23 protein-coding genes and 2 tRNA genes are annotated in these 23,917 nt (G+C 63.7%); 12 read left to right on the top strand and 13 right to left on the bottom strand.

The genetic code is table 11. The annotated features are described in order from the left end of the window. Positions 1-40 precede the first annotated feature (40 nt). From pssA to K9F62_14750, 3 genes are read right to left on the bottom strand one after another with little or no spacing between them, the layout of a single operon-like run. The gene (gene pssA, locus K9F62_14760; protein UJX39968.1) at positions 41-811 is read right to left on the bottom strand and encodes a CDP-diacylglycerol--serine O-phosphatidyltransferase; all 771 of its coding nucleotides are present in this window, start codon (positions 809-811) and stop codon (positions 41-43) included. 21 nt (positions 812-832) lie between these two features. Further along, complete coding sequence (locus K9F62_14755; protein UJX39967.1) at positions 833-1,477, bottom strand: phosphatidylserine decarboxylase family protein; 645 nt, start codon at positions 1,475-1,477, stop codon at positions 833-835. Further along, positions 1,470-2,114, bottom strand: coding sequence for an HAD family phosphatase (locus tag K9F62_14750; protein UJX39966.1), 645 nt, complete (start codon positions 2,112-2,114; stop codon positions 1,470-1,472). Before K9F62_14750 ends, K9F62_14755 begins: the two co-directional genes overlap by 8 nt. Before the next feature lie 121 nt (positions 2,115-2,235). Between K9F62_14750 and K9F62_14745 the strand changes: the two genes are divergently transcribed. The 9 genes from K9F62_14745 (at position 2,236) to K9F62_14705 (ending at position 10,545) form a co-directional block, all read left to right on the top strand. Beyond that, positions 2,236-3,195, top strand: coding sequence for a DUF523 and DUF1722 domain-containing protein (locus K9F62_14745; GenBank protein UJX39965.1), 960 nt, complete (start codon positions 2,236-2,238; stop codon positions 3,193-3,195). A gap of 15 nt (positions 3,196-3,210) precedes the next feature. Further along, complete coding sequence (locus K9F62_14740) at positions 3,211-4,320, top strand: beta-lactamase family protein (GenBank protein ID UJX39964.1); 1,110 nt, start codon at positions 3,211-3,213, stop codon at positions 4,318-4,320. A gap of 117 nt (positions 4,321-4,437) precedes the next feature. After that, complete coding sequence (locus K9F62_14735) at positions 4,438-6,051, top strand: glycosyltransferase (protein UJX39963.1); 1,614 nt, start codon at positions 4,438-4,440, stop codon at positions 6,049-6,051. A 112-nt stretch (positions 6,052-6,163) separates the two neighbouring features. After that, positions 6,164-6,619 (top strand): Hsp20/alpha crystallin family protein, encoded by a 456-nt coding sequence (locus K9F62_14730; GenBank protein UJX39962.1) that lies wholly within the window; start codon positions 6,164-6,166, stop codon positions 6,617-6,619. 541 nt (positions 6,620-7,160) lie between these two features. Beyond that, positions 7,161-7,235: transfer RNA gene (locus tag K9F62_14725), tRNA-Cys, on the top strand. 13 nt (positions 7,236-7,248) lie between these two features. Continuing rightward, positions 7,249-7,323: transfer RNA gene (locus K9F62_14720), tRNA-Gly, on the top strand. A 100-nt stretch (positions 7,324-7,423) separates the two neighbouring features. After that, positions 7,424-8,155 carry a methyltransferase gene (locus K9F62_14715; protein UJX39961.1) on the top strand — a complete coding sequence of 244 codons (732 nt, stop codon included), beginning with the start codon at positions 7,424-7,426 and terminating at the stop codon, positions 8,153-8,155. Between the two features lie 30 nt (positions 8,156-8,185). Next, positions 8,186-9,955: a YcaO-like family protein gene (locus tag K9F62_14710; protein ID UJX39960.1), complete on the top strand. Its 1,770-nt coding sequence runs from the start codon at positions 8,186-8,188 to the stop codon at positions 9,953-9,955. 272 nt (positions 9,956-10,227) lie between these two features. After that, positions 10,228-10,545, top strand: coding sequence for a TusE/DsrC/DsvC family sulfur relay protein (locus K9F62_14705; GenBank protein ID UJX39959.1), 318 nt, complete (start codon positions 10,228-10,230; stop codon positions 10,543-10,545). Positions 10,546-10,935: 390 nt separating this feature from the next. Here the strand turns inward: K9F62_14705 and K9F62_14700 are convergent, their stop codons facing one another. Continuing rightward, complete coding sequence (locus tag K9F62_14700; protein ID UJX39958.1) at positions 10,936-13,647, bottom strand: tetratricopeptide repeat protein; 2,712 nt, start codon at positions 13,645-13,647, stop codon at positions 10,936-10,938. Positions 13,648-13,675: 28 nt separating this feature from the next. On the opposite strand from K9F62_14700, the gene K9F62_14695 reads away from it, so the two are divergent. Next, entirely contained in the window at positions 13,676-14,035 is a 360-nt protein-coding gene (locus K9F62_14695) for a molybdenum cofactor biosynthesis protein MoaE (protein ID UJX39957.1), read from the top strand. Positions 14,036-14,196: 161 nt separating this feature from the next. Here K9F62_14695 and K9F62_14690 read toward each other — a convergent pair whose 3' ends face one another. Then, entirely contained in the window at positions 14,197-15,063 is an 867-nt protein-coding gene (locus tag K9F62_14690) for a glycosyltransferase family 2 protein (GenBank protein ID UJX39956.1), read from the bottom strand. A 94-nt stretch (positions 15,064-15,157) separates the two neighbouring features. Between K9F62_14690 and K9F62_14685 the strand changes: the two genes are divergently transcribed. Next, entirely contained in the window at positions 15,158-15,907 is a 750-nt protein-coding gene (locus K9F62_14685) for a UPF0280 family protein (GenBank protein UJX39955.1), read from the top strand. 348 nt (positions 15,908-16,255) lie between these two features. On the opposite strand, the gene K9F62_14680 is transcribed toward K9F62_14685, so the two are convergent. From K9F62_14680 to K9F62_14650, 7 genes are all read right to left on the bottom strand, one after another. After that, complete coding sequence (locus tag K9F62_14680) at positions 16,256-17,617, bottom strand: chromosomal replication initiator protein DnaA (GenBank protein ID UJX39954.1); 1,362 nt, start codon at positions 17,615-17,617, stop codon at positions 16,256-16,258. A 503-nt stretch (positions 17,618-18,120) separates the two neighbouring features. Then, positions 18,121-18,867, bottom strand: coding sequence for an FAD-dependent thymidylate synthase (gene thyX / locus K9F62_14675; GenBank protein UJX39953.1), 747 nt, complete (start codon positions 18,865-18,867; stop codon positions 18,121-18,123). A 1-nt stretch (position 18,868) separates the two neighbouring features. Further along, complete coding sequence (gene ruvB / locus K9F62_14670; protein UJX39952.1) at positions 18,869-19,867, bottom strand: Holliday junction branch migration DNA helicase RuvB; 999 nt, start codon at positions 19,865-19,867, stop codon at positions 18,869-18,871. Beyond that, positions 19,864-20,472, bottom strand: a complete 609-nt coding sequence (gene ruvA, locus K9F62_14665; protein ID UJX39951.1) for a Holliday junction branch migration protein RuvA — start codon at positions 20,470-20,472, stop codon at positions 19,864-19,866. Before ruvA ends, ruvB begins: the two co-directional genes overlap by 4 nt. Beyond that, a complete protein-coding gene (ruvC, locus tag K9F62_14660) occupies positions 20,469-20,978 on the bottom strand; it encodes a crossover junction endodeoxyribonuclease RuvC (GenBank protein ID UJX39950.1) in 510 nt (169 codons plus the stop codon). The genes ruvA and ruvC overlap by 4 nt, the downstream gene beginning before the upstream one ends. Positions 20,979-21,226: 248 nt before the next feature. Further along, positions 21,227-21,964 (bottom strand): YebC/PmpR family DNA-binding transcriptional regulator, encoded by a 738-nt coding sequence (locus tag K9F62_14655; GenBank protein ID UJX39949.1) that lies wholly within the window; start codon positions 21,962-21,964, stop codon positions 21,227-21,229. A 60-nt stretch (positions 21,965-22,024) separates the two neighbouring features. Continuing rightward, positions 22,025-22,693 carry an RlmE family RNA methyltransferase gene (locus K9F62_14650; protein UJX39948.1) on the bottom strand — a complete coding sequence of 223 codons (669 nt, stop codon included), beginning with the start codon at positions 22,691-22,693 and terminating at the stop codon, positions 22,025-22,027. 144 nt (positions 22,694-22,837) lie between these two features. Here K9F62_14650 and K9F62_14645 point away from each other — a divergent pair, with 144 nt between their 5' ends. Then, positions 22,838-23,509 carry an EcsC family protein gene (locus tag K9F62_14645; GenBank protein UJX39947.1) on the top strand — a complete coding sequence of 224 codons (672 nt, stop codon included), beginning with the start codon at positions 22,838-22,840 and terminating at the stop codon, positions 23,507-23,509. Here K9F62_14645 and K9F62_14640 read toward each other — a convergent pair. Beyond that, positions 23,473-23,877: an ImmA/IrrE family metallo-endopeptidase gene (locus tag K9F62_14640; GenBank protein ID UJX39946.1), complete on the bottom strand. Its 405-nt coding sequence runs from the start codon at positions 23,875-23,877 to the stop codon at positions 23,473-23,475. The two genes, K9F62_14645 and K9F62_14640, sit on opposite strands and share 37 nt — an antisense overlap. Between the last annotated feature and the right edge of the window lie 40 nt (positions 23,878-23,917).

The following is a 23,917-nucleotide window of genomic DNA, read 5'->3' as shown; positions in this document are numbered from 1 at the left end:
CCGGACGATGACAAGAGATGTCAAAAAGGGGGTGATGGTATTATGAGAGCTCCTGGAGGGGCTCCCGTAGCTTGGCGCGGCGCGGCAGAATGAAATAGGTGTAGATGGGACCGGAGATGAGGTAGGCCGTGAAGAGCAGGAAGCCGATGAGCCAGGGCTCGGAGGCGACGACCACGAAGAGGAGCATGGCCGTGACCATGGCGCTGAAGGGATGGGCCTTGACCAGCCCGAATTCCTTGAAGGAGGCGTAGCGCACACGGCTGACCATGAGAAAGGACAGGAGGTAGACGAGGATAAGGCAGACTTTGGGAATGACGACGGCGGCGAAATCGTCGGGCAGATAGCGCTCGAACATGAAAAAGAGCGCGATCATGCAGCCGGCGGCCGGAATGGGCAGCCCGATGAAGAACTTCTTGGAGGACGACGTCGCCCCGGACATGACGTTGAACCGGGCCAGGCGCAAGGCGCCGCAGGCCACAAGCATGAACGCCGCCAGGATGCCGAGCCGGCCGAACTGGGACAGCTGCCATTGGTAGACGAGAATCGCCGGGGTCACGCCGAAGGCGACAAGGTCGGAGAGCGAATCGAACTGGACGCCGAAATCGCTGCTGGTGCCGGTGAGCCGGGCCACCTTGCCGTCGAGGCCGTCGAAGAGGCAGGAGAAGAGAATGGCCAGGGCGGTCATGTCGAACCTGCCCTCGATGGCCCAAAGCGCACCCAGAAACCCGGCGAAAAGGCTCGCCGTGGTAAACAGGTTGGGCAGGATATACACGCTCCTGCGCGCCCGACTCTGGGTCATTTTTTCTTCCATACAAAGGCCGCCGGACAGGGGCTAGTCGTCTTTTTTCGCCAGGACCGTGACGCCGGCCGTGGTTTTCTGCCCCATTGTCACGGCTGGATGATAACCACGCGGCAAATAGACGTCAAGCCGGGACCCGAACTTGATCATGCCGTAGCGCTCGCCGCGCGAAAGCCTGTCCCCCGGGGCGGCCTTGCACACGATGCGTCGGGCGATGAGCCCCGCGATCTGGACCACCGACCATTTCCCGCCGTCGGCATCGGTGAGGGAAAGGATGTTGCGCTCGTTGTCCGTGGAGGCCTTGTCGAAGGAGGCATTGAAAAATTTGCCGGGGATGTAGCGCACTTCCGACACCGTGGCGTCGATGGGCGACCGGTTCACGTGGACGTTGAACACGTTCATGAAGATGCACACCACCTGCCGCGTCTCGCCGGAAAGGGGATCGGGAGCCTCGCCGAGCTTGCACACCACGCCGTCGGCCGGGGCCACGGCCAGTCCGCAGCCGCTCGGGGGAAACCGGTCGGGGTCGCGGAAGAAATTCAGCGAAAAGGCGGTGGCCGCAAGCAGGATCACGGCCGGCACCGGCCAGCGCAGCAAGGCGCACACGAGCGCGGCCAGGGCGAAAAGGCCGATGATCGGCAGACCGTCGCGGGCCAGGCCGCAGAGGGGATTATACATGGAGGGCTCCAAACAGCGGACAGACGGCGGCGAGGTCACGCAAAAAGGCGACCTTGTCCGTATAGAGGATGGCACGAAGGCCGAGCGAGGCGGCAAGATCCACGTTCCGCGGCGCGTCGTCAATAAAAATCGAGGCGGCGGGCGCGCTGCCGAGATGGTCCAGGGCCAGCTCGAAAAAAGCCGCGTCCCGTTTGGTCACGCCGTGATCATAACTGTTGAACACCGCGTCGAAATGGGAAAAGACGTCGTACTTGGCGTCGAGCCGGGGCAGCCAGGTGGTCTGGTCGCTCAAGATGGCGGTTTTCATGCCGGCGGCCCGGGCCGCGTCGACAATGGCGAACATGAAGGGCCGGGGCGTAAAACGCGAAAGCACCATCTCGGTGAGCGCCGCGTCGTCGCCGGCAATGCCCGTGGCCTCGCGAAACGCCTGCCAGAATCCGGCCTCGTCGCAGCCGCCGACGACAAACCCCGTGCTCCAGGCCATCTCGTAGGCCACGGGCACGACCGTCGCCGGATCACGCCCGGCCTGTTCGGCAATGGCTGTGAGTCCCTTGAAAAAGCCCTCTTCGGCCAGCACGCCGCCAAAATCGAAAAGCACCGTATCCGGCGGGCAAAGCCCGTTTATCACGTGGTCCAATGTCGCGTACGCTCCTTCCCTTGGCGGCCCAAAGTCCGTAATGTGCCGCAAGTCAGTCAGAGCCTTTAGCCGCTAACCCCGCGCCGATCAAGCCGGGAAAAACACCGTCGAGGCCAATCCCATGCCCGAAACGATCCGCGTCGGCGTCAGCGCCTGCCTGCTTGGCCAGCCCGTGCGCTACGACGGAGGCCACAAGCGCGACGCCTACGTCGTCGAGACGCTGGGCCGTTTTTTCGAATTCGTGCCCGTCTGCCCGGAAGTGGAATGCGGCCTGCCCGTGCCGCGCGAACCCATGCGCCTTGTCGGCGATCCGGCCGCGCCAAGGCTGGTCACCATCAAAACCGGCCTGGACCTGACGGAGGCCATGCGCGCCTTTGCCGCCCGGCGCGTGGAAGAACTGGCCAAGGAAAACCTGTGCGGCTATATTTTCAAAGCCAAGTCCCCGTCCAGCGGCTACGCCCGGGTCAAGGTGTATAACGACCAGGGGGTCCCCGTGCCCAAGGGCGTGGGCCTTTTCGCCCGGGCCTTCATGGACCGCTTTCCCCTGATCCCGGCCGAGGACGAAGGACGCCTGCATGACGAGAAACTCCGGGAAAACTTCATCGAGCGCATTTTCACCTTGAGCCGCTGGCGAAAAGCCCTGGCCGGGGACGGGGTGACGAGCCTGCCCGCCCGGCTGGTCGCCTTTACCGCCCGCCACAAACTGCTGCTCATGTCCCACAGCCCGGAGATGACCCGCCAGTTGGGGCGGCTTACGGCCGAAGCCAGGAACTGGCCCGCCGACGCCTTGCCCGTGTCCTACGAGACCGTGCTCATGCGGGCCCTGGCCCTGACCGCCACCCCGGCCAAACACGCCAACGTGCTTGAGCATATCGCGGGCTATTTCAAAAAACTGCTCAGTGCCGATGAAAAGGCCGAACTCCACGAGCTTATCACCCAGTACCGCACCGGGCTTTTACCGCTCATTGTGCCCGTCACCCTGCTCGCCCACTACACCCGCAAGTACGACGTGGCCTATCTCAAAGACCAGTATTACCTGCATCCGCATCCCGTGGAGCTCAAACTGCGCAACCACGCGTAGGGGAAAGGCCCGATCATGCGCCCAGCATTCCCGCTTGTGCTTATCCTCCTTGCCCTGGCCCTGATCATCCTGCCCGGCCGGGCCATCGCCGCCAACCGCCTGCCGACGAAAACGGCCGTGTCCCGGGTAGTGGGAACGCTCACCCGCACCGGCAAGGTCCACGGGCTGGCTGTCGGTTTTCTCGATGCGACCGGCCGGGTCGTTTATGGCTTCGGCCATGGCGGCGAAGGCCGCCTTTCCCGTCCCCCGGACGGACGCACGCTTTTCGAGATCGGCTCCATCACCAAGACCTTCACCGGCGAAATGCTGGCCCAGGCGATCATGGAAGGCCGGGTGCGCGCAACCGACCCCATACGGCTCTATCTGCCGCCCGGGATCATCACCAAGGAATCGCCGCTGTACTGGATCAGTTTCCTGGACCTGGCCACCCACACCTCGGGCCTGCCCGAAGCGCCGGACAACCTGCCAAGCAAGGATTCCCACAACCCCCTGGCCGGCTATTCGACGGCCAGGCTGCTGGACTACCTCAAAACGGCCAAGCTCATCGCGCCCATCGGCCGGGAGTTCTATTACAGCAATACCGGGGCGGGGCTCACCGGCTACCTGCTGGCCCGCTTGTGGGACACGGACTACGAGCGGCTGGTCAAAACGCGGCTCTGCGATCCGCTTTTCATGCACGACACGACCATCACGCTTTCCAAGGACCAGGCGGCTCGCATGACCCACGGCCACGACGCCGCGGGCAATATCCTGCCCAACTGGCAGGTGACGGGGCTCGAGGGGGCCGGGGCGTTTCGCTCCACGGCCAACGATCTGCTCGCCTATGCCGCGGCCGAAACCGGGATCACGCCCACGCCGCTTCTGCCGTCCATGAAGCTGGCCCAGCTGCCGCGCAAGCACGTCAATTCGATTCCCACGCTCTATATCGGGCTTTTCTGGAACGTGATGAATTTCGGCGGCAAGGAATACGTGCTGCACGCCGGGCGCTCGGGCGGCTATTTCGCCTTGGTGCTCATGTCGCCCGAGGATCAGGCGGCGGTGGTGCTCCTGGCCGATACCGAAGGGGACCTGTCGGATTATGGCTGGAAACTCCTTTCCCTGCTCACGGGCAAGCAGCAGCCATAACCGCGGCGTCCCAGGCATTTTATTGGCATTATTCCCCGAGGCCGGTCGCCCTAAGCCACAACCAGGGCCCCCCAATCCCGGCCGTAAACCCGCTGCAACGCAATCTTTGGAGGCACCATGGCGCAGGGCGCAACGGAAAAACTCGTCGGCATCGGCGGTGAACTGGCCGTCCTGAACCTGGAACAGGCCTGTCGCTATTACAAAAATTTCCTCGACACGTTCCAGGTCGACATCCCCATGTCGGTGTGCTGCATCAACAGATTTTTGGCCGAACCCCAAAAAGACCTCACCGACGAGGCCCGAGGGCTTCTGGAACACGCTATCCGCTCCGCCGTGCAGCTCGACAATTTCGACACCAATATCCTGGGCATCGCCGTTGCTTCCGGCATCACCCCCAACGCGGGCAGTCTGGTCAAGGTCCTCGAAGGCACCCACGTCGAGCCCGGGCTTTTCAGCGAGATCCGCAAGGCATCGCTCAAGCATCAGGGGCCGGAAATCCGCTCCATCTGCGTCAATATCCTCTCGCGCCATCCCATGGCCGTGCTGTACGCCAACATGTTGTTGCACCTGGACTATTTTGAAGGAAAGCCCCCGTGCGAGGCTCTCGACGCCTTCCGTTGCCCCAAGGTGCTCACGCCGCTGTGGCAAAAAAAGCTCTTCAACCACCACGCCGGGCTCGGTAACGACGCGGCCGCCCTGCCGCTGTGGGAACAGGTCAAGGGACAGGCGGACGACCCCTTCACCCTGAGCCGGGCGGCGGAGATGCTGCGCCGGGCCGGGGACCTCGACGGGGCCATGGCCCTTTACGAGCGGGCCTTTGCCCTCGACCCGCGGCAACGCCCCTACGCCCTGCGCCTGGACGCTCTGCGCCAGCCCTTCCAGCCCAACCACGATCTCGTGCACACCAAACGCGTGTGCATCTATCTCTACAGCTTCAACAAGGCCAAAACCCTTGGCGAGACCCTGGAGAGCCTGTCGCGCTGCGCCATCGGCCCGGCCCGCATCAAGGTGCTGTTAAACGGTTGCAGCGACGACAGCCTGACCGTCGCCCAAAAGGCCAGGGACCTTTTCCCGGATAACGAGGTGGAGATCATCACCCTTCCGGTCAACATCGGCGCACCGGCGGCCCGCAACTGGCTGCTGGCCCAGCCGGCGACCCGGGAAAGCGACTACGTGGCCTTCCTCGACGACGACGTCTACCTGCAACCCGACTGGCTGGCCCACATGCTGACCGTGGCCGAGTCCGATCCCCGCATCGGCAACGTCGGCTGCAAGGTCGTCTTCCCCGGGCAGTACCGGCTGCTGCAATACCTCTACCGCCACGTGTCCCTGACCCACGAGGACGCCATCCGGGTAAGCCTGCCGACACCCTACCAGCAATACGACATCGGCCTGTACGACGTGATCCGGGAAACCCGCGTGGTCATGGGCTGCCAGCACCTGCTGCGGGTGGCCTCCCTTGCCGACGCTCCGGCCTTCGACATCCGCTACTCGCCCTCGCAGATCGACGACACGGACCACGACCTGCAACTGTGCCTGGCCGGCTGGAAGGTCTTTTACTGCGGCACGGTGACCTGCGTACATCGTCAGGAATCCGGCACCTCCATCCGCAGCAAGCTCAATCTGGCCAGCCAGGGCAGCATCATGGGCAACGACATCAAGTTCCATTACAAATGGTACGAGCACAAAGACGCCCTAGCCGCCCTCGATGCGTTGAATTTGCACGCATAAAGGGCAAGCTGCGCAGTCGGCCGTCGTGGCGGTCCTCTCTTGACAAAACCGATTCGCGTGCCAATATTTTGAAATGTAATCACACTATCCTATAGTGATGGGAGGTAGGATTATGTTCAAGAGTCTTTTGCCGCGTCTTCGGGAAAAATCCCTGGCCACCAAGCGGCCCATGAGCATGGCCGATTTGATGGAGGATTTCTGGAACGAACCTTTTGGCGCGTTGCCCAATCTCTTCAAGGACGTGGGCTACCCGGCCGTGGACGTCAGCGAAGCCGACGGCGTGGTGACGGTCAAGGCGGAGTTGCCCGGCATCGAGCCGAAGGATGTGGAAATCACCATTGAAAACGACATGCTTGTGCTTCGCGGCGAAAAGAAGTTCGAGGACGAAGAGAAAAAGGACGACTACCACCGCATCGAACGCGCCTATGGCTCGTTTTCCCGTAGCGTGCCCCTGCCGGGCAAGGTGAAGGAAGATGCGGCCAAGGCCCGCTTCGACAAGGGCGTTTTGACCATCACGTTGCCCCTGGATGCGGCCGAGACCGCCAAGAAGATCACTATCGAAGGCTAGGCCTTCTTTGTCCCCCCAGCCGAACGCCGGGACCGCCAGGCCCCGGCGTTTTTTGTGGCCAGGACAATCGGTCCCGTTCCCGCATCCGGGTCGCGGCCGCTTCCCTGCCCGCCGTCCCTTCCCGACTCTTCCGTCCCGTTGCGGGCCGGACGCGACGCCTGTTCCCCGCCTTGCCCTTTTCCACCAGCCCCAGGTGTGCGGGCCGCACGGCCCGCCCCCCCCTTTCCCGCGACCTCGCGGGCTATTTTCCTGGACCGGCCAGACCGGCCGGACCGGCCCCCACCGACATCTTCCAGGGAAAGCGCGGGCCGGGCCGTGAAGAAACGGCCTTTTCTTTGTTCAATTAAGTTCAATATTTTTAGTATATTAAGAATTAATCATGCCCCATTGAACATTTTCGGTTGACGGCGGGGCCCTCATTTGGCAGAAATCCTTCCTCGGCAACGGCGGCCGCCCCGCCGCTCCGGACCGGACAAAAAAGATTGAGAAAAAGTTTGACAACCGGGCCGGATGCAAGTAGAAATACGGGTCTTTGAAACGAGGCGGCATAGCCAAGTGGTAAGGCAGAGGTCTGCAAAACCTCCATTCTCCGGTTCAAATCCGGATGCCGCCTCCACAGCCGATCATGAGCGGGAATAACTCAGTGGTAGAGTGCAACCTTGCCAAGGTTGAAGTCGCGGGTTCAAATCCCGTTTCCCGCTCCACTTCGTCATCCCGAGGGCCGGCCCCAAAGCCGGCCCTTTTTCTTTGCCAGCCTTCGGCTTTTGCGCTATTGGCGGCCTTCCATACCAAACGGGAGCCATCGTGAGCCAAGAAGTCCCCCTTTCCGCACCCCTTGACGAATTGCTCGACGCGGCCAAAGCCCGCTACGACGTCCGGTTCGAACCCGTGACCATCGGCGGCGTCACCTTGCAGATTCTCCAGCTCGCCGACCTCGAGGCCCTGATCGACCGACTGGCGAAGCGTGCCGGAGCCGGTCCCATCGAACTCCCGTACTGGGCCAAAATCTGGCCGGCCTCCATGCTGCTCGGGCATTTCCTCACCCATCTGGACCCGGGGCCGGGCCGCACCCTGATCGAACTCGGCGCGGGGGTCGGCATCTGCGGTCTTTTCGCCGCCGCAAAGGGGTTTCACGCCCTCATTACCGATATCCACCCCGACGCCCTGCTTTTTTCCAAAATCAACATCCTCCACAACGGCCTGGCTGACCGGGCGGACGTGGCCCGGGTCGACTTTTCCGCCGACCGTATCGGCCGGCGCTTCGACGTCATCCTCGGCTCGGAAGTGCTTTACCTGGAAAACACCTACCGGGGGCTGCTCAAGTTCCTGCTGGCCCACATCGGGAGCGCCCAGGACGCGGAAGTGGTCCTGGCCAAGGACTTCACCCGCCGGGCCAGCAAGTTTCTGGGGCCGGCCGAAAAGGAATTCGAGGTGGCCGAACGCGTGATCGGCTACAAGGAAAAAAATCCCGAAAACGGCCAGCCCGAACGCAAGCTGTGCCAGGTCTACCGCATGCGCCCGCGCAAACGGATCTGACGCCGCGCATTTTCCCGGGACGCAACGCATATGGATAAAAGCCTTCTCGCCCGCACCGGCCTGACAGCAAGGCCCAAGGGCTACGTCCGCGACCAGGACAAGATCTGCCCCCCCAGCGAAACCGTGGCCCGGGCCAAGGCCGCCTTTTCGCGCCTTGGGACCGGGGTTCTGGCCGAAACCCGGCGCATCGACACCGGACGCCTCGGCATCCCGGTCTTCATGAGTCTTTGCGGCGAAACGGCCCGGGCCGTCATGCCCACCCGCAAACAGATGGGCAAGGGCGCTTCTCCCGAGCAAGCCGAAGCCTCGGCGCTCATGGAACTGGCCGAGCGGTTCAGCTTCTTCTCCTTCTGGGCCGATCCGAGCCGCTTCACCGAGGCGACCTGGTCCGAGGCCGAAGCCCGGTTCGGCAAGGCCCTGGCGCCGGTGGCGCTTCTTCGCCACAGCGTCGGCGAGGACATCGACGACGCAACGGCTCGCCGGGTGCTCGACCTCTACCCCTGGCGCTTCGCCCCGGCCCGGGACATCGCCGCCGGCCGCGATGTGCTTCTGCCCTTGGACTGGTTCAAAATGCTCAACGAGTTCAACGGGTCCTCGGCCGGCAACTGCTTCGAGGAATCCGTGCTCCAGGGGGCCTGCGAGCTGGTGGAACGCCACGTGTGCGCGGTCGTCGACCGCGACCGCCCGACCCTGCCCACCATCGATACGGCCGGGATCACCGACGCAGTGCTGGCCTACCTGCTGGCCGCCTTCGCCCGCGAGGGCATCCGGGTATGGCTCAAGGACTTCACCCTTTCCATGCCCGTGCCCACGGTGGCCGCCATTGCCTACGATCCGGCCACCTTTCCCGACGCCTCGGAAATCGTTTTCACCGCCGGCACCGCCGCCTCGCCGGTCAAGGCCGCCATCCGGGCCCTGACCGAAGTGGCCCAGCTTGCCGGCGACTTCGAGACGGGCAGCAATTACGAAGCCTCGGGCCTGCCCAAGTTCGTGACCCTGGAGGAGGCCGGCTGGCTTTTTGCCGGGCCGCACACCTCCCTGGAATCCCTGCCGCATCTCGAACGCGGCGACATCGCCGAGGAGCTGGCCGTCCTGGCCTCCGACCTTTCGGCCCTGGGGCATCCGCTTTTGACCGTGGACACCACCCACCCGGTCCTGGAGCTTGCCGCCAACTACAACATCGTGCCCGGCTTCGCCTTTCGCGAGCGCACGCCGAACGCGTCGCTCGGGCTTTTCACGGGCCGGCTTCTGGCCGAACAGGCCCCGCCGCACATTGCCGCGCCGGGACTGGCAAATCTGGCCGACATCTACCCCGGCGCGCCTTTTCTCCCCTTTTTCGAAGGCATTTTCGCCCTGCGCCTGGGCGACCCCGAACAGGCGCTGCCCGCCTTCGCCCGAGCCGAGGAAATCCAGCCCGACGACGAGGACCGGGCCCTGGCCGCCTTTTACCAGGCCCACGCCCTGTCGCTTCTGGGACGGTTCGGCCCGGAACTCGCCGCGCACCTCGACCGGGCCATCGCGAGCTCTCCGGCGGTCAAGGAATACTACAACCTGCGCGGCGTCAGTCGCTTCAAGGCCGGGGACTACGAGACGGCGGCGGCGGATTTCGAGGCCGCCCTGGCCCTGGACGCGGGCTCGGCCATGGACCTGGCCAACCTGGGTTTGTGCCAGGAACGGCTGGGCCGGCTGGATCTGGCCGCGCATCATCTGGGCGCGGCGTTGGCCCTCGACGGCGACATTACGTTCGCCCGGGAAGCGCTCGATCGTATCGGTTCCGAACGCGATTTGCCGAACAATTGATGCAACATCGTGACTTATTACACAATTTTGTAATTAATAAGCCCCTGTTTTTGGGAAAATCGTTGACAAGAACCTCTTTTGCTGCTTACTTTTAAAAAGTAACGCGGGAGCCGGATCGTCACACGGCGCCCTGACAATCACGACCCATCGGGCATCAAGGGTGCTCTGATTCATGGGTGAGGCCCCCCGCCACTCGGGGAGGCATTTGAATCCGCCCGGCCAACGGTTCACGACCCGGGCGCTTGTTTTATCAACCTGTAAGGAGGATGCGCATGGCAACTGTCGAGTACAAAGGCCACTCTTTCGAAGTCGACGAAGACGGCTTCCTGCAGAAGTTCGAGGACTGGACCCTCGATTGGGTTGACTACGTGAAGGACTCCGAGGGCATCAAGGAACTCACCCCGGAGCACAACAAGGTCATCGAATTCCTCCAGGACTACTACAAGAAAAATGGCATCGCCCCCATGGTCCGCATCCTGTCCAAAGTGACCGGGTTCAAGCTGAAGCACATCTATGAGCTGTTCCCGTCCGGACCGGGTAAAGGAGCCTGCAAAATGGCTGGCCTGCCCAAGCCCACCGGCTGCGTCTAGGCCACACGTTCCTCGAGGAAGAAAGGCGGCGGGGCGACCCGTCGCCTTTTTTCGTCCGCGCGCATCCTCCCCGGTCCGTCCCGTCCGCATGGCTCGAAGCATCACGTTTCGCCCTAAGGACATCCCGCCCGCCATCGCCATCGTCACGAAAAAAGGGCCGGCCCCCTTCGTCTAAAAGCGCTTGCGGTCGAGCCAGGACAAACCCGCCCAGGGCGCGCGTCATTGAGCGCCCTTCCCGCACCGCCCCCTTGGTTCCCCGCCATTTAAACGTTTCCCCAAAGGGGGAGGAATCTCTCAGACAACGCTTCAGGCGCTAAAAGCTTGAGGAAGGGGAGAGCGCGAGAGGGGAGAACCCTTTCCTGAAAGGGGGTTTCCCTCTCGCACCATTTTCTATTTCTTCGCCTTGGTCGTGGCCTTGGGCTTCGCCTTCACCTTGGCCTTGGGCTTTTTCTTCGGCTTGGGCTTTTTTTTCGGCAGCTTCCCTTCCTCGGCCAGCTTGAAGAGCTTGCGTTTCTTGGAGTCGAAGGTCAGGGCCGTCTTGATGGCGGCAAGGCCCAGGGCGGCGATGGTCAAAATGATGACCAGCCCCTTTTGCAGTTGCCACTTCTGCTGTTCCATCATGTTGGCCATCCACCCCTGGCCGGAACGCTGAAACAGATAGACGAAGACCGGCACCAGCACCAGCGACAGGCCCAGGCTCACCACTTCCATCCACATGAAGTTGCGGCCGAGCAGCATACAGAAAAAAGTCGCGTCGCGCACGATGCGAAGCGTGATGAGCCGGGTGCGCAGGGTGCGGATGCGCTCGTCCACCTCGGGCAGGTATTCCCGGCTTTTGTGGAAATTTTCCGCCTCGTCCATGGGCGTGGTGCGCATCCAGTTGAGCTTAATGGCGCAGTAATTGAAATCCCGATTGAACTCGCGCAAAAGGGCCGGAAACGGAAACCAGGCGGCCTCGCGCTGCACGGTTTTGAGTTCCTCGAACTGGCGGGCCTGGCTTTGCAGCATGGCCTTGATCTCGGCCTCGATCTTTTTTCGCACCGCCTCCTGGGTCTCGGCCACGCCGACTTCCATCCGCTTGAAGGCCACGTAGTTTCCCTGCTTGCCGAGCGTGGTCAGCTCTTCGATGCGGGTCGCGGCCTCGGCCAGATAGGGTTCGTCCTCCAAAAAGCGGTCCCGCACCGACTGCGACAACTCCCCCAGGGCACCGAGCAGCATGACGCCGCCGTCCTGGGCCTTCTTCCAGATGTGCCATAACGCGGCCAAGATATGCGGCCGGCCGCGCTCCAGCTCCGGGTCCACCATCACCCGGTTGAACATCGCCGGATCGCCGGCAAGCAGCTTGTTGAAAATCTGCATACCCTGGTCGATGAACCCCATCTTCACCAGGCACACCCCCTGGCGGTAGACGGGTTCGAGCCATTTGGGGCACTCCTTGAGCGTGTCCCGGTACAGGGCGATGGCCTTGTGGCAGTCGCCCTGCGCCTCGAAGCTGCGGGCTTGCAGACATAAGAAGTAGCCGCGCTGCATGGCGTTGTAGCAAAGCCGTCCGGACTCCTGCCAATAATAGACAGCCTTGGTCCAGTCCCCGGCCTCCATGGCCTGGAAGCCTTGCAAGGATTTGGGCTGGTAGGCCCGGGGATATTTTGTCAGGGCCTGGCCCATCTGGGTTTCGTAGCTCTCGGAGCTCCCGTCGCGAAGCGCGGTCAACGCCGCCCAGAAATAGTCCCCGTCCTTGGGGCCGAGCTGCGACAACCCGGCTGGCATGTCCTTGCCCCGGCTGCGCCAGAGCATCTCCAGCATGCGCAATTGAAACGGCAGGTCGATCTCGAAGATGACCGACAACATGAGGTCCGAGTCCTCTTTACCGCCAAGCCGCTTGGCCATCTCGGCCACGGGGTCGGCGGTCAGGGCCGTATCCAGCTTCTGGGAAATCGCCTCCAGCCGGTCCATGTTGACGTCGCCGAAGCGCTCCCAGAGCTCAGGGCGCGGGGCGGTCAGGGCCTTGGACGGGCACTGCGCCGGCTTGTGGTTGTTGAGGCCGCAGTAGAAACAAATCGCCGCGTCGCCGCCGGACAGGCTGGCCGGCAGGGGCACGGCCAAGACTCCCTGGGGCTCGGACTCCGCGTCGGCGTCAAGAAGACTGACATTGCACCAATCGTCGATGGACGCGCCGCGCGACAGTGCCCTGGCCTCGTGGATGGCGAACCCCTCCCCCAGGAGAAACGCCGAGCGGTAGCTCATGTGGGGAAAATCCGGGGTCAGCCGGTCCCAGTCCAGGCCCAGGCGGCGCGGCAGGTCCTTGCCCATGGTGCGTCCCTTGGACGGCACGAGGGCCATGACGCTCGGCCAGTAATGCCCCTGCTCGCCTTCCTCCTTGAGGTGCATGATGCGCGAAAGGGTATCGCGGTTCCAGTTGCGGAAACGGCGCAGTCCCGGAACCTCGAAAATGAGAAATCCCTCGTGGCGCACGAATTTGAGCCCCAGCCGCTCGACGATGTCGAGCAGTTCCCCGGCGATGTTGCGCCAGCCGTCGGCCGTGTCGCGGCTTAAGGGATCGCCAAGGGGCTTCAGGACTCCCAGCCAGCCGAGCCCCGATTCGTAGGACAAGGCCGTATCGGCCTCGAGCAACTCGAAATGGATGCGGGCCAGGCCCGAGCCCGGCTTGGTCGGCGTACTCGAAAGGCCGGGGTTGGTGGCAAGCTGATTCTTGAGGTTGGGATGCAGCAGAATTTCCAGGGACTCCGCCGGCGTCACATGCTGCCGGGAAAGCTCCACGGACAGCGACAGCGAGGTCTCGAACTTGGGGCTGATCAGCAGCGTGGCCGGAAACGCCTCGATGAAAACCGGCAAGGCGTTGACCCGGCCCCAGACATGGATGCGCCCCAAGGCCCGCAGCCCCTCATCGCCGAGGAAAAACCACAACGCCTGCCCCGGGGCCCCGGCAATGCGGAAGCCGCCGTGGTCGAGCAGCATGCTGTCGAAGCCCGGATCGAGCTGGCCGTCCCAGGCCACCCAGACGCCGATGCCGGTATGCACCATGCGGGTGGAGCCGACATGGGGCAGATGTTCCAGCAGGGCGGAAATATGAAGCGTGGACAACGGCGCGTTTCTCCCTTATTTGGCGGCCATGGACATCTCAAAAACCATCGCTGAACTGAAGACCCTGCCCGGCTTTCTCGAAAAGGTCGGCATGGTGCTCGTGCACAACGGCATGGCCCGGGCCACGTCGCGAAACGGTGCCCCGGTGGGCACCCTCAAGGTCAAGGTGGACCAGGACCTGGTGGAAAAATTCCGCCAGGAAGGCGAGGCCATGCCCGGCATGTTCCGGGTGCTGGTCGAAGCCAGGGCCGGCACCTTCGCCCCGGGCGACGACCTGCTTTTCATCGTGGCCGCCGGCGATATCCGGGAACACGTGCTGGCCAGCCTGACCTACACGCTGACGCACATCAAGGCCGAGGCCATCACCAAGACGGAAATCGCGCCTTAGGCTTAGGCTTAGGCAAGGAAGAAGAATGCGAGAGGGGAAACCCTTTGCAAAGGGTTCTCCCCTCTCGCGCTCTCCCTTTCCTAAACCTTTTCCCTTGTTGGGCCTCACAACGAGCCTTCTTTTTAAGTCTTTTGAAAGGGGGCCCGGGGGAAAACTTTTCTTCAGAAAAGTTTTCCCCCGGCGGCTTTCTCCGCAACGGCCAGCACCCGGGCCGCTTCTTCCGGCTTGTCGCGCTTGAGGCAACCCTTGGCGTAGCACAGGGCCTTGCGCCGCAATTCCTTTTTTATGCAGTCTTTATGCCAAGGAGTGAGGTCGCCCCGGCCGAGAAGTCCGGCCATGGAGCGGATGCGAAAAAGATCCTGGCCCACGTAGATCGCCGAGAGTTGATCGGGCCGGCCGCCGTGACGCACGGCGAGGAGTTCGTCCAACAGCCCCACCGGATGGCGCAACAGTGTCCGCAGCCACAGGTCGTAGTCCTCGCAAGCCGGCAGGCTTTCGTCGAAGCCGCCGAGCTCTTCCCAGAATTCCCGGGTGAACATGACCGTGGAGGGGCTGACCAGGCAGCGGCCGAGCGCCTGCTCGAAAAAAAAACCGTCCGGCTTGCCTTGGGCCTTGCCCGGATTGACCCGTCGGCCGCCGCGCATCCATATCTCCTGGGTCTGGCTTATGGCCAGGCTGCGCTGCCGCATACAGGCCAGTTGCCGCGTGGTTTTTTCGGGCAGCCACTCGTCGTCGGAGTCAAGCAGCGCCAGATACGCGCCCCGGGCAGCGGCCAGCCCCCGGTTTCGCGCGGCCGACACCCCCCGCCCCGGAGTATGGCGCAGCACCCGCAGCCTGGGGTCGACGAGGGCCGCCAACGCCGCCGGCGTGTCGTCGGTGGAGCCGTCGTCGATCACGATCACCTCGATGGGGGCGTGGGTCTGGGCCAGGGCCGAGGTCACGGCCCGCACCACCATGTCCGCCCGGTCCCGGGTGGGGATGACCGCCGACACCAATGTCGCGTCTTCGCAAGAGCGTCCACCGTCCATGTCGGGACTCTACATTTCCCGTTCCCCCCTGCCAAGCCGCCCCTTTCCGGTTGCCCCCATCACGGGCATACTGCCCCCTCAAGGAGGCACTGCCATGACACCCGTGCATGCCGATTTCTTCCGAGCCTACCGCCAACAACTCGCCGTGCGCCCCGGAGAGACCGCCTTCCAGGTGGTGGTGGCCCAATCCGACCTGTTCATCGTGGCCGAGCGCCCCCTGGCCCGGGAAATCGGCGCCTTCGTCTCCGAGCTGCGCCGGGAGCTGACGGCCTATATCCTCCTCCATCCGGATTTCCGCGAGAGCCTCACGCCGGTGCCGACGGGCGACGACGCCCCGCCGCTCGCCCGGGACATGGCCGAAGCCGCCGCCCGGTTCGGCGTGGGCCCCATGGCCGCCGTGGCCGGAGCCCTGGGACAGGCCGTCTCCGACCATTTCGCGGCGCTTTCACCCAACCTGCTGATCGAAAACGGCGGGGATATCTATCTGCGCTCGAACGTGGAACGCACGGTGGCGCTTTTGGCCAAACCCGTGGAAGGGGCGCGACTGGCCCTGCGCTTCGCGCCCGACGACCTGCCGACGGCGGTATGCGCCTCCTCGGCCAAGGTCGGACATTCCCTCAGCCTGGGACAGGCGGATATGGTGACGGTGGTGGCCGACCGGGGAGCCGTGGCCGACGCGGCGGCAACGGCGCTCGGCAACCTCCTGTCCGGCCAGGGCGATCTGGATGCGGTGCTGGCTGCGGCGGAAAGCCTGAAACGACGCGGCGTGCGCGGGGCCTTCGCCCAATGCGGGGAGATGGTCGGCGTCGTCGGCAACATCGAACTCGTCGCCATTGAGGCATAAGGAAGAAGGGAGAAGGGAGAAGGGAGAGGAAGAATGCGAGAGGGGAAACCCTTTAAAAAGGGTTCTCCCCTCTCGCGCTCTCCCCTTCCTAAACTTTTCAATAGTTACTAGTTGGATACGAACAATACACCATCACTATTAGAAGTCTTTGAGGAGGGGGTTCGGGGGAACCCCTTTCTTCAGAAAGGGGTTCCCCCGATTCCTTTCCTCCCCAAAAAACGAACGCCGGACAGAGACTGTCCGGCGTTCGCCCGGCCAATGGCGGCCTCCCCCTAGCTGGCTATAGCGGATATGGCGACCGGCTGCCTGGCAGCCTGGAGGGTGCGACGTAATGTCGAGGGGGTGATATCAGGCATGGATGCTCTCGATGGTGCGCTCCAACTCCCGGCCAAGGGGCGTGCGCAGGGACAGATGGCGTTCGACGTTGGTGATGCCTTTGACCACGGTCGAATGGCGGCGATTGAACCGGTTGCCGATGTCGGCCAGGGACAGGTCCGTGTGCTGGCGGGCCAGCAGAAAAGCCGTATTGCGGGCCAGAACGTACTGGCGCTTGCGGGATTTGGAAATGAGCTGTTCGGGCGAAAGCCGGTAGACGTCACAGACATAGGACACGATGTCGTCGAGGTTGAGCGGCCGGGCCGCGATATCGTAGTGTCTGAGCACGTCCCAGGCCAGGTCCACGGAAATGCCGCAGTTGAGAAGCCTGGCCTTGAGCGCCAGGTTTTGCAGGCAGCTTTCGAGCTGGCGCACGTCGGCGCTCAGCCGATCGGCCAGGAGCGTGGACACGTCGTCGGGCAACAGCACCTGGTGCACGGCGGCCTTGCGCTCGAGGATACGCTTGCGCATCTCCCGGTCCGGCTTGTCGATGACAGCCAGGAAGCCGGAGCCGATGCGCGAAAGCAGCTGGGCATCGAGGCCGGTCAGGTCCTTGGGCAAAAACGAGCTGGTGAAAACCAGCCGACAGCCCCGGGACTGGAGCGCCTTGAGGGTATTGAGCAGCTCGTCCTGAATGCGCGGCTTGTCGCGGAAGAAATGGATATCCTCCAAAAGCAGCACGTCGACGTTTTCCCGAAACGCGGCCTTGAAGCGCTCCACCTGTTTGGTCTTGAGCGCCATGACCAGCCGGTTGGCGAACTCCTCGGCCGAAAGGTAGGCCACGCGGAGTTTTTTTCTCTCCTGGCCGCCGCCAAAGCTCAACTGGCGGCCCATGGCCTGGATGAGATGGGTTTTGCCCAGGCCCGGGGCGGAACTGATGAAAAGCTGTTCGGCCGAAAGCGTCAGATCGCAAATGCCCCGGCTGGCCACGTAGGCCAGTTCGTTGCAGGGACCAACCACGAACTCGTCGTAGCTGAAGCGGAAACGGTCTTCGGCCAGATCCGGCGCCTTGGGCGTCATGGGCAAAGTCAGGGCCTTGGCGGCCCGCATGGGCCTGGGCCCTTGAGGAGCGCTTGCGGCCACGGCACCATTGTGGGCGATTTTTCCTTCGGTCACCACGACGCGGGGCCGGGAGCCCATCACCACGGCTGCGGCCTCGGCCACGGCATCGGCCAGCCGTTCCCGCACCCAGGACGCCACGAAGGCGTTGGGCGCGGTCAATTCCAAAACGCCGTTGCGGGCCCGGGCCGCCAGCGGCTTGATCCAGAGGTTGTAGAGTCCGGGACTGAGGGTCTTTTCGAGAAGCATTTTGGTTTTGGGCCAGATCGTATCCATGCGGGCACCCTACGGACGGCTGACCAGGGGGCAAAGGCTGATTAGGGGCCGCTTTCAGGGGCCGGCCCCCTGGATTCTCTACAGCGCAACCTCCTTAAATCATAGGACGTCTCCGTAGAGCCAGTAGCGACGGGGACTTTCGGCACCGACCGCGAGGCCCCGCCGGACAAGGGTTTTCGGAGGCCGCCGGTCATTTTGCACATTTGTGTACGGGTTTTCCACAACACCATTTTACAATATCTCCATTTTCCTCAATCAACGTTTATTTTTTTCGTTCTCAAACAGACGATTTTTGTGTTGACCACGGGAAAAGCCGCTTGGCCCCTACCGATACGCGCCATGCCGCCCCGATGCAGTCACGAACATGTCACGAACAACATTGCAAATTCATTGGTAAAAAAAATATATACCGCAATTTATACGTGTTGCGCATAAAAAAAGTAAAAAACCCGTCACCGAAGTGGCGGGTTTGAAATACGGGCAAAAGAGTCGAAAATCAGACGTTAGACTGGAATATTTGGCTTGACGTCCCGTACGGGATAGCGGCCGCAGGAAAAACGCACATCTTCCGGACAATAGCCGAGCCGTTCGCAACGCGCGCCGGCCGTGGCGAAGACCACCGGCAGCGCTTCCTTGCACAGATCGAGCATCCGCCCGGCCATGGCCCGGATCTCCCACTGGGCGCGCATGCAGCAGCGCAGCTCGAAGAAATGCAGCAGCGACCGGCAATTCATGGTCACGACGACCTTGGTTTCGCAGGCGTTGGGCAAGACGAACCGGGCGTCCTCGTTGGCCTTGGCCCCCCGGCCGTGGGCTTGCAGGACGGCCTGCAAATCGGCGTAGGCTTTCCCGGCCGCGGCCATGGCCGCCTCGAAACGTTCCCTGGCCTCGGGCACGGCGGCAATTTGCGGCGGCAGCACGTAATCGAAACCGGCCGCGTCCACGTAGCGCTGGGACTGCTGGGAATAGCTCGCGAGGCGATGGCGCACGAGCTGGTGGGAAAGCGCCCGGGACACGCCGGCGACGGCGAAGGTGAAGGAGACGTGCTCGATGGGCGATTCATGACCCGAGGCCAGGATGCGGGCGACGAAATCGGCCTGCTTTTCCTGGGCGATCTCGCCGGCCAGAAGGCGCGGCCACATGTCCGCCACGTACCCGTCGTGGTAACATTGGCGAAAGGCCGCGTAGATGAGCGAGAGGGCGTCGGGGGTATGGGCAAGCAGGGTGACGGCAAGCTTCGTTGCGGGCATGTCAGTCGAGCATTCCTTGTTTGACGTGGGCGTAGGCCTTGGCGGTGGCCACCCGGCCTCGCGACGTGCGCTTTATGAGTCCGCACTGGATGAGGTAGGGCTCGTAGATCTCCTCGATGGTGCGGACCTCTTCGCTTAAGGCCACGGCCAGGGTCTTCACGCCGACCGGGCCGCCCTCGTAGTGGCGGATGATGGTCGTGAGAATCTTGCGGTCCATCTGGTCAAGGCCGTGCGGGTCCACGTCCAGGCGGGCCAGGGCCTCGCAGGCGAGCGTCTCGTCCAGGGTGGACGCGCCGGCCACCACCGCGAAATCGCGCAGCCGGCGCAACAGCCGGTTGGCGATGCGCGGCGTGCCCCGGGATCGCTGGCCGACGACCAGCGCCCCGCCCGGCGTCACGCCGATGCCGAGGATGCCGGCCGAACGGGTCACGATGCGGGCCAATTCCTCGGGGCTGTAAAATTCCAGGCGAAAGATCACGCCGAACCGATCGCGCAGAGGCGAAGTCAAAAGCCCCAGGCGCGTGGTGGCCCCGACCAGGGTGAACGGTTCGAGGTCGATGCGCACGGTGCGCGCCCCGGGGCCCTGGCCTATAATAAGGTCGAGCTTGAAATCCTCCATGGCCGGATAGAGGATTTCCTCCACCGCCGGAGGCATGCGGTGGATTTCGTCGATAAAAAGGATGTCGCCGCGCCGCAGGTTGGTGACGATGGCGGCCAGGTCGCCGCAACGCTCGAGCACCGGTCCGGTGGTGGTCACCAGATTGACGCCGAGCTCCGAGGCCATGATCTGGGCCAGGGTGGTCTTGCCGAGCCCCGGCGGACCGTAGAGCAGGCAGTGGTCCAGCGCCCGGCCCTGCTCCATGGCGGCGTGCAAAAATACGCGCAGATTGGCCCGCAGATCGTTTTGACCGATAAACTCGGCCAGTTTCGAGGGGCGGATGGAATCGTCCGGGCCGGCCGGTGCGGCGGTCTGGCCCAACGTGTCGCAATCGTTTGTCATGTCTTTTCGGAAGCCAGGCGTTTGAGGGCCTGGCGCAAGGCGCCGGCCACGTCGAGATCGGGCTCGTCGTCCAGCACGGCCGTACCCACGCGTCTGGCGTCGGCTTCAGGATAGCCGAGATTGGTCAGTCCCGCCACCACGTCGGCCAGGACCCCGCCGCCGGGGATGGGGGCCAGGGCAGCGGCGGCCGTGACGGCCCGGCCCTCGAACTTGTAGGTCAGCTCGATCAGGATGCGCTGGGCGCTTTTCTTGCCGATGCCGGACACCTGGGTCAGGGCGTCCAGGTCGCCCGTGGCCACGATGCGGGACAGATCGTCGGCGGTATAGCGCGACAGGATGGCCAGGGCGGTCTTGGGGCCGAGCTTGGTGATGCCGATGAGGATGCGAAAGGTTTCCCGGTCTTCGAGTGTGGCGAAGCCGAAGAGTTCGAAGGCGTCCTCGCGCACCACCGTGTGCACGAAAAGGGACGCCTGGCCGCCCGGGGCCGGCAACGCAGCCGCTGCGGGGCCCGGCAGCTCCAATTCATAGCCGACGCCGCCCGGGGTCAGCACGATGGCGTACCGGTCCCGGCGCACCACCACCCGTCCTTCGATATACCCGATCATCGCGCCTCGCACAGGCGCGTCAGCCGCCTCTGGTTCAGGTGACACACGGCCGCGGCCAAGGCGTCGGTCGCGTCCACGGCGAAAGTTTCCCGACATGCCAGCACCCTGCCCACCATGAAGGCCACCTGGGATTTTTCGGCCCGGCCGGTGCCGACCAGGCTTTTTTTGATGATGGTCGGTTCGTAGGAGAAAACCGGCAACCCGGCCACGGAACAGGCGGCCAGGGCCGCGCCCCGCGCTTGGCCGAGCTTCAAGGCCGTTCCCGGATTCTTGGACACGAACACGTTCTCCACCGCCGCCTCGACCGGGGCATGCTGGCCGATCAGCTTGGCAACAGAGGTATAGATGGTGCCCAGACGCCGGCAAAAATCGGTATCCGCCCCGGTGCGCACGACGCCGGCGGCCACAAGCTCCAGCACGCCCGAACGCTCGCGCACGAAACCATAGCCCGTGACGCGCGACCCGGGATCGAGTCCCAAGACGACAAGCTCAGCCCCGGATTGCATACCGCATTACGCCTCCTGCCCCGCCTGCCGTTTTCCTACCCTTCCCCGTCGATCACAACCAGCGGAAAATGCCCGAGGAAACGCCCGGGCAGCCAAAGGGCCGTCACACCGGATTCCCGCCTTGAAGGAAATCCCCCGGCAATTCGGATTATCGCACCCCTCGCATCCCCCATCAAAGGGGGCCGGGGGGAATTATTCCCCCCGGTAGGGAGGGTCCGGGAGGGGCAACGCCCCTCCCGGGGCTTCGTTTACACCAGCAGTTCGTCGGGCAGGTCGCCGTTGGTGTGGACTTTCTGCACGTCGTCGTTGTCTTCGAGCATGTCGATAAGCTTTAAAAGCTTCAGGCCGTTTTCCTCGTCCAGGGCCACGGTGTTGGACGGCAGCATGGACACTTCGGCGTCATCGGTGGTCATGCCGGCCGCCTCGAACGCGCCGCTTAGGGCATCGAAGTCCTCGGGGGCGCAATGCACCTCCCAGACGTCGTCCTCGTCGGCGATGTCCTCGGCCCCATGCTCCAGGGCCACTTCCATGAGCTGTTCCTCGGTGAAGGACTCCTTGGGAAAGGAGAAGACGCCCTTTTTGGCGAACATCCAGCCCACGCAGCCGGCCTCGCCCATGGCCCCGCCGCCCTTGGACAGCAGGTGACGCACGTCGGCCACAGTGCGGTTGCGGTTGTCGGTGGCCGCCTCGACCAGGAGGGCCACGCCGCCGGGCCCGTAGCCTTCGTAGAGGACCTCTTCGAGATTCTCGCCGCCCAGCTCGCCGATACCCTTCTTGATGGCCTGTTCGATCTTGTCCTTGGGCAGGTTGACGGCCTTGGCCGCGGCGATGGCCGATTTGAGGCGGTTATTGAGCGCCGTATCCGCGCCGCCGGCCTTGGCCGCCAGCATGAGTTCCTTGGTCACCTTGGTGAAAAACTTACTTTTCTTGGCATCCTGTACCGACTTGTGAGCCTGGATATTATGCCATTTACTATGTCCGGACATCATGCCTCCTCGATATCCCTGGCGCACCGGGTCGCCCCGGCCGCCCTTCTGTCATTGTCTTTACGTTTTCGATCCACCCTCGGCCACCGTGTCATCCGGCGGCAAGGGCGGAGGGTCGGGATCGGGAAGCTCCGGAACCGGCGGGCGAAATCCCGTGGCCACGTAGAATATTTCCTTGCTTTCGGCCCGGGAGCTTTTGGGCTTGGCCACGCGGACCTTGTCGAAATAGTCCCGAAGCCCCTTCTGAAAGGCCGGCGCGTCCGGCCCCTGAAAAATCTTGACCACGAAGGCGCCGCCGGGCTTGAGCCGCTCAAAGGCCACGGAAAGCGCCGCCTCGCACAACTCCAGGGATCGGGCCTGGTCCGCGAACTTGACCCCGGTGGTCTTGGGGGCCATGTCGGAGAGCAGCACGTCGAAGGGACCAAGGCGCATAAATGCCGCGACGATCTCCGGCCCGGGTTCGAGCATGTCCCCGGTCATGTAGGTGACGTTGCCGGGAAAGGCCGTTGCGGCGTCATTGAGGTCGATGGCGAGCACCCGGCCCGCTTCCCCCACGCGGGAAGCGGCGAAAAGCGTCCAGGAGCCGGGGCAGGCCCCGAGGTCGAGCACCGACGCGCCAGGAAACAACAGGCGCGACTGCTTTTCGATCTCCTGAAGCTTGTAGACCGACCGCGCGGGATAGTTATCCTGCTTGGCCTTCTTGAAATAATGGTCGCGATACGTTTTCATGGCGGGTGCCCCGGATACCGTTATCCGAAACAGGTTTCAAGGGAAAGTCGTCCGGACGGGGCGCGGCGGAAAGGGACCGCCCCCCCTTGCCCCTCACCGAGACAGCCTTATTTCCCAATATATTACGGTAAAAGGACCCGAGACATGCCGGTCATCGACCATCCGACGATTTTGCGCGCCCTCAGTTGGGCCTGGGACCGGGCCGCCCGGGGGCTCCCCGGCCAGGAATCGGCCCACGCCCTGGCCGCGCGCCACATGGACCCGGAGGTGCCGCTCGGGGCGCGGCTGCAAAAAATCATCGCCGGGCACAAACGCAAGGCGGCGCTTTCGGGCTTCGTCACCAATGCCGGCGGGCTGGCCCTTTTGCCGGCGACGCTGCCCGTCAATCTGGCCGGCACGATTTTTCTGCAACTGCGCATGGTCCAGGCCATGGCCATCGTTTGCGGCCACGATCTGACCGACACGCGAGTGCGGGCGCTTTGCGGCCTGTGCCTGTGCGGAGCCAAGGCGGCCGAAGTGGCGGGCGCGGCCGGAGCGCGCCTTGGCGGCAGGCTGACGGCGGACATGCTGGCCCAGCTTGGCGGCGAGACGGCCGGCCGCATCAACACGCTGGTGGGACTGCGACTGCTGGCCCGGCTCGGGGATGCGGGCACGGCCGGCGTCGGCCGCATCGTCCCACTGGTCAGCGGTCTGGTCGGCGCGGCCTGGGACGCCTCGGTCACGGCCGGCATCGGCAAGGCGGCCATGGCCTTGCTGCCGACCGTTGCGGCGCCGGACGGTCAGTCTTTTTGCGGCAGCCGCCAGGACGGATCGTAATAGCCCTGCCTTGGCCGACGGGAGCGACTGCCGTGCAGTCCCCGGCGGATAAAAAAGAGCAATCGCCGGGTGAACTTGGCGGCCCAGGCATCGCAGGCCCTGTCCTGGCGAATGCGCTCGACAATGGTCGCCGCCTCCGGCGGCAGGCCCTCGCGCCTGGCGATGCGACGGCGTAGGGCGTAATGGCCCAGCTCGTCCGCCAGCACCATGATCTTGCGAAAGTTGCGCACCGAGCGGTTGACGTAAATATGGTAGCGGTCGTCACGATACAGCAAAAATCCCCAGCTATCGATATCGTCGACTTCGGTGACCACGAGATCCTCGCGCTTTTCCGCCAAGTCCACAAGCCTGGCCAAAAGTCCGGCCATACGTGCTCCTTCGCCCATCCGGGACGGATCGGCACTTTCA

Source organism: Desulfovibrio sp. JY (genome assembly GCA_021730285.1).
In the GTDB taxonomy this organism is placed as follows: domain Bacteria; phylum Desulfobacterota; class Desulfovibrionia; order Desulfovibrionales; family Desulfovibrionaceae; genus Solidesulfovibrio.
Note: the sequence above shows the minus strand (reverse complement) of the source record. Positions and strands in the feature narration are given on the sequence as shown.